General features: G+C 67.9%; 8 protein-coding genes. 3 read left to right on the top strand and 5 right to left on the bottom strand.

Annotation, left to right across the window (positions count from 1 at the left end; genetic code table 11):
• From H7I41_RS19595 to H7I41_RS19585, 3 genes are all read left to right on the top strand, one after another.
• Window positions 1-1014, top strand: a 1014-nt coding sequence (locus H7I41_RS19595; protein WP_264014280.1) for a hypothetical protein, incomplete at its 5' end; no start/stop codon positions are given.
• Window positions 1015-1076: 62 nt separating this feature from the next.
• A complete protein-coding gene (locus H7I41_RS19590) occupies window positions 1077-1568 on the top strand; it encodes an ImmA/IrrE family metallo-endopeptidase (protein ID WP_264014279.1) in 492 nt (163 codons plus the stop codon).
• On the top strand, window positions 1565-2755 hold the full coding sequence (locus tag H7I41_RS19585; protein WP_264014278.1) for a hypothetical protein: 1191 nt from the start codon (window positions 1565-1567) through the stop codon (window positions 2753-2755). Before H7I41_RS19590 ends, H7I41_RS19585 begins: the two co-directional genes overlap by 4 nt.
• 46 nt (window positions 2756-2801) lie before the next feature.
• Here the strand turns inward: H7I41_RS19585 and H7I41_RS19580 are convergent, their stop codons facing one another.
• From H7I41_RS19580 to H7I41_RS19560, 5 genes are all read right to left on the bottom strand, one after another.
• Complete coding sequence (locus H7I41_RS19580; protein WP_264014277.1) at window positions 2802-3200, bottom strand: helix-turn-helix domain-containing protein; 399 nt, start codon at window positions 3198-3200, stop codon at window positions 2802-2804.
• Window positions 3201-3638: 438 nt separating this feature from the next.
• Entirely contained in the window at window positions 3639-4358 is a 720-nt protein-coding gene (locus H7I41_RS19575) for a TMEM165/GDT1 family protein (protein WP_264014276.1), read from the bottom strand.
• A 259-nt stretch (window positions 4359-4617) separates the two neighbouring features.
• Window positions 4618-5151 (bottom strand): peptidase, encoded by a 534-nt coding sequence (locus H7I41_RS19570; RefSeq protein WP_264014275.1) that lies wholly within the window; start codon window positions 5149-5151, stop codon window positions 4618-4620.
• 202 nt (window positions 5152-5353) lie between these two features.
• Window positions 5354-5977 carry a superoxide dismutase gene (locus tag H7I41_RS19565; RefSeq protein ID WP_264014274.1) on the bottom strand — a complete coding sequence of 208 codons (624 nt, stop codon included), beginning with the start codon at window positions 5975-5977 and terminating at the stop codon, window positions 5354-5356.
• A 126-nt stretch (window positions 5978-6103) separates the two neighbouring features.
• Window positions 6104-6524 (bottom strand): hypothetical protein (locus H7I41_RS19560; protein WP_264014281.1); only part of this gene is annotated, 421 nt, incomplete at its 5' end.

Here is a 6524-nt window from a genome sequence, read left to right as displayed (position 1 = left end):
GACCCGCGCGGACCCGGCCACGGTCCGGGCGGACCGCGCCCCGGGAACCCGGGCCCGACGAGGCCCGGCTCCGGCGAGGGGCCGGACGGCGACTGGGGGCACGGCCATCCCGGTCACCCGGGCTGGCCGGGTGGTCACGGTCCGACGCGGCCGACCAAACCCACGAAGCCGACCGAGCCGACGGGTTCCACCGAACCCACGGAGCCGACCGAGCCGACAGGATCCACCGAGCCCACGGAACCCTCCGGGACGACCGATCCGTCTGAGACCACGGACCCGTCGGAGACCACCGATCCGTCCGAGACGACGGACCCGTCGGAGACCACGGACCCGTCTGAGACGACGGACCCGTCGGAGACCACGGACCCGTCTGAGACGACGGACCCGTCTGAGACGACGGACCCGTCGGAGACCACGGACCCGTCGGAGACGACCACCGTCCGACCCACTTCGGACGGCTCCTCCGGCGGTGACGGCGGGTCGCAGGGCTCCGGGCAGCCCGAGCCGCCCGAAGAGGAGACCCCGCCGGTCGCCGAACCACAACCCGAGCCTCGCGTGCTCGACGCGGCGCCCGGCATCGGCGCCCTGGCCCAGGCACCGCTGGCGCCGATCGCCATGCCGATCATCGTTCCGCCGATCGTGGTGCCACCGGTCGTCGTGCCACCCCTCGTCGCTCCCCCGGGACTGGGCATGGGTGGCGGGCCCGGCGGCCCCGCAGGACCCCGTGGACCCAGCCCGAACTCGGGTCCGCGCGAGATGAACGCCGATCCACGCACGGGACGTCAGCCCGAGGCGCCGTTCCGCGGTGGAGATCCCGGGGTGCCGCCGGCGACATTCCGGGTCGGTTACGTGGAATACCTGCGAACTGCGGGTATCTCTCAGATCGCGGCGGTGGCGGTGCCGGGGGTCGCGGGGATTCTGTTGCTCACCGGCGCGGGGGGACTCGTCGGCTACCGCCAGGCCAAGGCAGGCCGAGCGGTACGCGGTGCCGGCACCGCACGGTTCATCGAATAGCCACGGACGCTCGCCGGAGACAAGGCGGCGGGCGCACAGGGATTGAGTCGAGAGGGGGTTCCATGCCTGCAACCCGTCGCGTGACGCGTGCAGTCAGTGCTGTGCTCGACCTTGCGCCCCGCAGGGGCGAGGTGTCGTTGACCCGCCTGGTGCAGGCCGTCAGCGAGGACCGCGGACGGCCCATCGAACTCAAGACCGCCGAGCTGCCCCCCGGTGTGTGCGGACAGTGGCGGCAGTACAGCGACCGCGACGTCTTCCTGCTGCAGAACGGCCTGCCGGCCTGGGATCGCACCCTCGCGCACGAACTCGGCCACCTCGTGCTCGGCCACGAGGGAATGCCGGTCGCCGAAGCGGCTCGCGCCACCGCCGAGGTCGCCAGTTCCGAACTGATCGGCTACATGCTCAACCAGCGCACCGGGTGCATGGGACCCAGCGGCGAGGATGCCGAACAGGAGGCCGAGGACTTCGCGGCCCTGCTGATCTACCGACTCGGACGACTGCCATCGGACCGCTCCTCAATTGTGCAGGTGCGGCTCGGAGAGGCGTTTGGTTGATCATCTGGGTGATCGCCGGGCTGCTGGGTCTGGCGACCGGACTTCGCATCGGATGGGCCCTGGTCAACAAGCAGTCCTTGGTCAGCACCGCGATGATCCTGGCGCTGGGCAGCCTCGGCCTGGTCGCCGCGCTCAACTGGCAGCCGCTCACCCTGCTGATCGACGACGTCGCGCACTGGCCGAACATCGCCATGGGTTTCAGTCAGGTGGCGCTGATCGCCTGTGCCGCCGGGAGTTCGGTGATGATCACCACGGTCGCCTCCGGGCGTAAGGCGTCGACCACCCGTCGGCTCGCCCTCGCGCAGTACGGCATCGCGACCGTCATCGCCCTGGTGAGCCTGGCCATGTTCTTCGCCGAGGGCAGGCAGCCCCAGATGGCCCCCGAGGAGTACCTCAAGAACAACCTCGGGTCGTCGTGGCTGCCGCCGCTGCTGTACGTCCTGCTCGCGCTGTCGCTGGTGTCCTGGGCCGGCATCCGGCACTCGAGCCGCAGCCGGCGGGGCCGGGCGCTGTTCGTGTTCACCGTCGGGATCCTGCTGATCATGCTGGCGAGCGGATTCTTCGTGGTGCGTGCCGCGGGCCGGTCGTCGATCGGTGTCGGCACCGCAGCGACCCTGCTCGGCTGCGCGATGGTGGTGGTGGCCGCCGGGTCCCTGTTGCCCAGCGTCGAGGACTGGTTCGGCGCCCGTCGCGAGTTGCGGACGATTCAGCCCATCCTCGCCGAACTCGGCCGTCGCCATCCCGACGTCGGGATCGGTGTGCGGCCGCGGGGCCCGTTGGTGTTCCGGGTGGCCGAGCGGATGTCGCTGATCTCCGATGCGCTGTTCCTCGAGGCCACCGTCGCGGCCAACACGCGGCACACCGTCGACGCCGCCGGAACCGAGACCGGTACGGCGGGGCGCCGCGGTGGGAGCCTCTCCGACGAGCCCGGCGACCGGGCCCGCTCAGTGGACGAACTGGATCTGTCCCAAGTGGATGCGCCGCAGGTGCCGCCGCGGGAGCAGGCCCGGGCCATCGCGGAATGGATTCACGCGGGTCGTGCCGGCGCCACCCGGCGAGGCCGGAAGTCGTTCCCGGGCCTTGGCTGGTTGCGGCAGCCGGAGTCGTATTCCGATCGAGAATGGATCCTCGCCATCGCCCAGGAGTACCGGGCGCTCGACAGCGCCGCCTCAGACACCGACGACTGACACGTCAGCCGTTACTTCGCCACGGTTCAAAAACCCCGGCGACGGGCTAACCGTCGAGATTCTCCCGGCGCCGCAGTTCGTCGACCTTCTGCGCGATGTCCTGCTGCGCCTCCGGGGACAGCCCCACGGTACGCGCCGCAATACGGCGGATGCCCTCGTCGCGCATGCTCGCGAGCCACGTCAGCTCCTTGTCGAGCTTCTCGTAGTACTCGTCGTCGGTGAAGTACGCCGGCTTGATCCGGAAGAAGTTGGCAAGGGCGGCCATGGTGGCCACCGATGGGTTCGTGCGGTTGCCCGAGCGGAGCTGGGACAGGTACGGCGCTGACATCGTGATGCCTTCGGCCTTCAGTGCGGCGATCACTTCGGCCGACGTGTGAGGGCCGCGTCCCGGCGGATAGACCGTGTCGAACAGCCGGTTCAGACGTGCGGCGAACGTCGTGCTCATCGAATTGACCTCCACATGCGTGACGACCGGCGGTATAGGCGGCGGTATTTGCTGACCATCGTAGCGACACTTGTCCCCTCAACCAAGTGCAAACCGCGGGAAAGTTAACTTGGCTTCAGTTCGACCCGAGTCGCCGATACGGCTACCAGCGACTTTGTGTTATGTCCGCACCCTGTCCAGATGGTGCTTCGAAGCAAATAATAACGGGTGCGTAGGCTCGGGTCAGTCGAACGTGAAACAGCAGCTCCGGCGGGAAACGCCGGGTGCCCGACAGGCAACCCGCGGGGTGCCGTCGACGGCGGATCCAAGCGTTTGCTGTGTTCGTTGTGACGTGGCCCACTCGGCTGCGGTCACGGCGAGGTCTCCCGCCGTGACCTGCACGAGCGCTTCTCGGCGCCGGTACGTGCGCTGACACGACCCCGCGGTAGCCGAACGGAATCAGGCCGATTCGGGCGACGATTCCAGCGGTACCGACGGCGCGGCGCCGTCGTCCGCACCGCTGCGGTGCCGGCGAACGGCGCGTACCCCCACGACGATCGCGACGGTGGCGGCCGCGCCCCCGGTGGCCACGAATGCCACCGCCCGCCAGCCCAGTGCGGCGTCGAAAAGCATCCACAGGCCGAAGAGCAGGAACAGCAGGCTTGCCAGGCCGTGCAGGAAGCCCTCGGGCAGGCGCTTGTGCAGCAGCGCCCCGACCACGATCGCGACGCCGTCGGCGAGCACCATGCCGATGGTCGCGCCGACCCACACGCCGACCGCATCGTTGTCGCTGGCGAGCGCGACCGTCGCCAGCATCGTCTTGTCGCCGAGCTCGGCCAGCACGAACGAGGAGATGATCGCGAACACCACGAACCTCGGCTCGGCCACGCGCACGTCGTCGTCACCGTCGTCGGTGCGGCCCTCCCGCCAGGTCCAGACCGCGAACATCAGGAACGCGATCGCCGCGGCGAAGGCGATGGGGCGTTCGGGGAGCGTCGTCCCCAGGAAGTGGCCGATGGTGACGGACAGGCCGTGGACGAGGCAGGCGGCGATCCCGACGCCGGTGAGCACCACCCACCACCGGTGCCGGAGCGCGTAGGTCATGGTGATCAGCTGCGACTTGTCGCCCAGTTCTGCGACGAACACGACCGCGAGGCTGAGGAGGGCGGCGGTGAGCACTGTGAGCACCTTTCGACACGCAGCCGGCGCGGCCGTTTGCCTACGGCCCGCCGTGCTTCCGGTCGAAGGTCTCGCCCACCGCGTGCTGCGGTTCGCCGGCCGGGCTTTCGCCAGTATGTCGACACGACGATTCGGGGCTACTCCCCTTCGCTGATGATTTCGACCCTAGCGGGCGCAATGCGGCGGCGCCAGCGCAGGACGGGATTTCGGGAAGCCGTACTTTCCGTTTCGAGTCTATGATCGAACGATTCGAAAAGCCTTATGCGGCAAGCAGCATCGCCAGGATCGCGGTATCGGGGTGGCTGATCGGGTCGACGCCGACCCGGCTCACCATCGACGTCACGGTGCCGTCGGACTCGGCTTCCACCCACGCGGCGCGGTGCTCGAGGCCGAGATGCGGCAGTCCCGGCAGGAGTACGCATCCGGACGCCGCGCCACTGCATTCGGGCAGCGACGGCATAGTCTCCGACGGCGGGTGCAGCATCAGCAGTGCCGGCGGCTGGCGATCGGCGAAAAACCCTGGCGGAACGGCAGATTCACCGACGACGGTGCCCTCGGCCAACACCAGGCCGACGGTGCCCGGTTCCGGTTCGTCCGGCAGCTCCTCCCGGACACCGAATATCGTTGTCGTGGAGAGTAACCCGGGTAATGAAGCGACTCGCACGGTGACCATCAGCAGTTGCGCCCACTCCTTGGTGGAGTCCGGCCACCGCCCCGACACCACGAAGCCCTTGAGCACGCCGGAAGAATGAAAGGGCGCGATCTCGATCGCCCTGCCTGACCCTGTCTCCATCTCGCCTCCGGGACATCGGTGTTCGGACATTACCCCGACTCGCCTGTGGGTCGATCCGTTCAGCATGCGTCAGCAACGGTCTGGCACGCAAGACGACACGAGTGCTAACGGCGAAGAGCCCGGAGAACAACAGGCGGGGCGCCGCGCGAATCGCGCGGCGCCCCTTCCGTGAAGCGTGTGATGACCGAAGCCGGCCCTGGCTCTAGCCGAGGATGAGCCCCTTGGCCGCACCCGTGGCGGTGGCGAACCGGTTCTGCACGTCGGCCCAGTTGACGACGTTCCAGAACGCCTTGACGTAGTCGGCCTTGACGTTCTTGTACTGCAGGTAGAACGCGTGCTCCCACATATCCACCTGCAGCAGCGGAATGATGCCGAGCGGGACGTTGGCCTGCTGGTCGTACAGCTGGAAGGTCAACAGGCGCTGGCCCAGCGTGTCGTAGCCGAGCACCGCCCACCCCGAACCCTGCAGGCCGTTGGCGGCGGCGGTGAACTGCGCCCGGAAGTTGTCGAACGAACCGAACGCGTCGTCGATGGCCGCGCCCAACTCGCCGGTCGGCTTGTCACCGCCGTTCGGGGACAGGTTCTTCCACCAGATGGTGTGGTTGACGTGGCCGCCGAGATGGAAGGCCAGGTTCTTCTCGTTCAGGAAGATCGCGGAGTGGTCACCGCTCGCACGGGCCTCCTCCAGCTTCGACAGCGCGTCGTTGGCGCCCTTCACATAGGTCGCGTGATGTTTGCTGTGGTGGAGCTCGTTGATCTGTCCGGAGATGTGCGGCTCCAGGGCTCCGTAGTCGTAATCGAGTTCGGGCAGGGTGTATTCGGCCACGAGTTTCCTTCCTCTTGCTGATCGATGAAGCTCGACATCCTCGGTATCAAGGTCAACATTGCTCCATCACTGCGCGCACCGCAAGGACGCGCGGCGCATCTACAGCAGTACCCGTCGGAGCCGACTTCAGAACAGGACGATGAAGGCGAGAATGCCCAGCAGCACCAACGCGATGGCGGCGGCGCGCATGCAGGCCATGAGTTGGCTGCGGTTGTAGACGTGGGTGGAAGTGTGCCATTCAGACGGTGGCATAGCCGATCCCGAGCCCATCGGATGCGATGCCATCAAACGCTCCTGACCAGCACAATCAATGTCCGCCCCCAGGTGAGATCTATCACAGAAACCATGTGTGACGCCGATCATAGCCCTTCGCGGGCCGACAGAAAAATCGGACCCGCAAACCTGCTGCGCGCCGGATCGAGGGGTCTTGGGATCTCCATGAGCCGATGTCGGTCTCCGCGTCCCCGCCGCCGGTGGCGTGAAGGCCGGTGACCGCTGGAATACCACCAGCTCGGCCGCGTCCCGTGCCACCACGGGAATGAGTTGC

It is taken from the genome of [Mycobacterium] manitobense (assembly GCF_025821665.1).
Classification (GTDB): domain Bacteria; phylum Actinomycetota; class Actinomycetes; order Mycobacteriales; family Mycobacteriaceae; genus Mycobacterium; species Mycobacterium arseniciresistens.
The sequence above is the reverse complement of the archived record's forward strand: the minus strand, read 5'-3'. Positions and strand labels throughout refer to the sequence as shown.